4 protein-coding genes are annotated in these 3,236 nt (G+C 66.5%); 2 read left to right on the top strand and 2 right to left on the bottom strand.

Going from position 1 to position 3,236, the window contains the following annotated elements; all coding sequences use genetic code 11:
- On the top strand, positions 1–290 hold a 290-nt coding region (locus B2W70_RS04265), incomplete at its 5' end, for a helicase HerA-like domain-containing protein (RefSeq protein WP_286743193.1).
- Between the two features lie 38 nt (positions 291–328).
- On the opposite strand, the gene B2W70_RS04270 is transcribed toward B2W70_RS04265, so the two are convergent.
- Together B2W70_RS04270 and lplT are read right to left on the bottom strand one after the other, a co-directional pair.
- The gene (locus tag B2W70_RS04270) at positions 329–760 is read right to left on the bottom strand and encodes a hypothetical protein (RefSeq protein WP_286743195.1); all 432 of its coding nucleotides are present in this window, start codon (positions 758–760) and stop codon (positions 329–331) included.
- A 132-nt stretch (positions 761–892) separates the two neighbouring features.
- Positions 893–2,173: a lysophospholipid transporter LplT gene (gene lplT / locus B2W70_RS04275; RefSeq protein WP_286743197.1), complete on the bottom strand. Its 1,281-nt coding sequence runs from the start codon at positions 2,171–2,173 to the stop codon at positions 893–895.
- A gap of 220 nt (positions 2,174–2,393) precedes the next feature.
- On the opposite strand from lplT, the gene alr reads away from it, so the two are divergent.
- Positions 2,394–3,236: alanine racemase (gene alr, locus B2W70_RS04280; protein WP_286743200.1), on the top strand; the 843-nt coding region annotated here is incomplete at its 3' end.

Consider the following 3,236-nt stretch of genomic DNA (forward strand, 5'->3'; position numbering starts at 1 on the left):
CAGGCAGCGGGCCTGACCGAAGCGCATCAGGCCGCGAACGGAGCATGGCCGAAGAAGCCGCCGATGCGGTCAAGGGTGGCGCTGCGGGGGGCGCCCGCGATGCGGCGGGTTCGACCGGCGGCGGCTGGCTGGGCGACGTGGCCGACGGCATGCTCAAGGGCAGTGGCCGCAAGGACTCCATCCTGGAGACCGTGGCCAAGTCGGCCGCCCGCACCATCGGCTCGACGGTGGGGCGCGAAATCATCCGAGGTGTTCTGGGTTCGCTGCTGGGGGGCAGCCGCCGTCGCTGACGACCCACCCACCCGGGACCGGCCAGCTTGCGTCTGGCTCAGCGATGACCGCGCCAGCCGCCGTCGTCATCGTGGCCACCGCGGCGGTCCCAACCTCGGTCGTCGTCACGGCCATCGCGGTAGCCCTCGCGGTACCCATGGTGGTAGCCACGGTGGTAACGGTGTTTGCCACCCCACCAGCCATGGTGGCCGCGGGCGTGGCGGTGCCCCGAGTGGTAGCCGGGGTACCCCACCTGGTAAACGGGCTGCGGCGCCACCACCACGGGCGGGGCAATGATCACGGGCGCAGGGCCGTACAAGCCACGGGGCGAATTGGAAATGGTCGTGCCGACCCGGCCGCCGCCATGTGAAGGGGCATCCACATTGACTGCCCAGTACACGCCACCGGCCTGTGCGGCAGACACGCCCCCAGCCAGAACGGCCAGGGCGGCAACACGTTGAACGATGCGAACGAGGGAAGAGGTTTGCATGATGGTCTCCTGTGAGACCTCAACGGCCCGCGCCCTCAGCACGACGACAGCCGTTTGTAAAGCTGTGTGCGCCCTTTGTGAGCAGACGTGAGCAGCCGTGCACCAGCCTGTCGCAGGGCACACCCACCGCGCTCAATGGTGGTGATCTGAGCGGGCGATGGCCAACAGCCGCTCGACCTCGGCGGGGTGCCGACGCAGGTTCATGCGGTGCCACATGCCGATCACCAGCATCGACACCGCCACCACGACACCAAAGGCAGAAATCGCGCCATATGCCGACAAGCCTGAGTTGGTCAGCGCCGCGTACATGAAGCCCAGCAGCAGGATGCAAGCCTGCTCGTTGAAGTTCTGCACGGCGATCGAGCGCCCTGCTCCCATCAGGTTGTGCCCGCGGTGCTGCAGCAACGCGTTCATCGGCACGACCAGGAAGCCGCCCAGCCCGCCCAGCAGGATCAGGAAAGGCACGGCGATCACGATGTCGGTCAAGAAATTCATGCCCAGCACCAGCACGCCCATCGCCACCCCCAGCGGGATGACGGCCGTCGCTTTATCCAGCTTCATCTTGACCGAAGCGACCACGGCGCCCACCGCCGTGCCAATGGCCACCACGCCGACCAAGGCAGAAGCCTTGGTGGTGTCGTAGTGCAGCGCGACACCCGCCCAAGCCAGCACGATGTAGCGCAAATTGCCGGAAACGCCCCAGAACAGCGTCGTCGTGGCCAGCGAGATCTGACCGAGCTTGTCCTGCCACAGGCGGCGGTTGCAGCCCCAGAAATCGCGAGCCAGCTCCAGCGGGTTGGAGGCAAAGGGCTGCAGCGGGGCATCGGTGCGCGGGATGCGCAGGTTGAACCACGCAGCGATCGCGTAGAGCAGCACCAGCGTGGAGATGGCCACCTCGGCCGGCGTGTCGATGCCGCAGTCGAACCCAGGCAGGTCGATGGCCAGCAGGTGGGGCGCAACGTGATGACCCATGAGCTGGCCGCCCAGCACCACACCCAGGATGATGGATGTGATCGTCAGGCCCTCGATCCAGCCATTGGCCTTGACCAACTGAGAGGGGGGCAGCAGCTCGGTGAGGATGCCGTACTTGGCGGGCGAGTACGCCGCCGCGCCCAGGCCCACCACCGCGTAGGCCATGAGCGGGTGGCTGCCGAACAGCATCATCAGGCAACCCACCACCTTGACGGAGTTGGACAGGAACATGACCCGCCCCTTGGGCAGGGCGTCGGCGAAAGCGCCCACGAAGGGGGCCAGCACCACGTAAAAAAGCGCAAACATGGGCACCAGCGCCGCAGGCTGCCAGGCCGGCGCCCCGCTGGACTTCAGCAATTCCACCGCCGCGACGAACAAGGCGTTGTCGGCCAGCGAGCTGAAGAACTGCGCCGCCATGATGGTGTAGAAGCCTTTTTTCATGCGCGCAGTCAGGGGTTCACGAGGGTTCCAGTCAAACGTCGGCTGCCGGATCGGTCAGGGAGTGTTTCTCAACGCGTCCGATCAAGGCAGCGGGTTATAGCATGCCGGCCTGTTGCACAAGGCGGTCCAAACGGCAGAGCGCGCGCATCAACGGCGTCAAACAGGGATCAAAACCGGTGCCCGGCACGCACCACGAACATGGCTGGCAAAATCCCGTCCCATGCCGCGTCCGCTAGAAGCCCTGATTCACCTCGATGCCCTCAGGCACAACCTCGTCCGCACCCGCGAATGCGCCCCGGATGCGCGAATCTGGGCGGTGGTCAAGGCCAACGCCTACGGTCACGGCCTGGAGCGCGCCTTCGAAGGCCTGCGCGCAGCCGACGGCTTCGCGCTGCTGGACATCGCCGAAGCGCGCAAGTTGCGCGAGATGGACTGGCGCGGCCCCATCCTGCTGCTCGAAGGCGTGTTCGACGCACGCGACCTGGAGTGGTGTTCGCGCCTGGACCTGTGGCACGTGGTGCACTGCGAACAGCAGATCGACTGGCTGGCGCAGCACAAAACCGAGTGGCCCCAGCGCGTTTTCCTCAAGATGAACACGGGCATGAACCGCCTGGGTTTCACGCCACAGGCCTTTCGCAATGCCTGGCTGCGCCTGAGCGCCCTGCCCCAGGTCGACGAGGTCTCGTTCATCACGCATTTTTCCGATGCCGACGGTCCACGGGGCATCGCCCACCAAGCCGAGGTCTTTCACCACCACACGGCCGATCTCAGCGGCGAGCGCAGCCTGTGCAACAGCGCCGCGACCCTGCGACACGCCCACGATCCGAAAATCCGGGGCGATTGGGTTCGCCCAGGCGTGATGCTCTACGGCGCCTCGCCCGACCACCCCGAGCACGATGCCGATCACTGGGGCCTGCAGCCGGCCATGACACTGCACTCCAAGCTGATCGGGGTGCAGCACCTGCGCGCTGGTGACACCATCGGCTACGGCAGCCGCTTCACCGCGGAGCAAGACATGCGCATTGGTGTGGTCGCCTGCGGTTACGCCGACGGCTACCCCCGC

It is taken from the genome of Aquabacterium sp. UBA2148, from assembly GCF_002328915.1.
Lineage (GTDB): Bacteria > Pseudomonadota > Gammaproteobacteria > Burkholderiales > Burkholderiaceae_C > Aquabacterium > Aquabacterium parvum.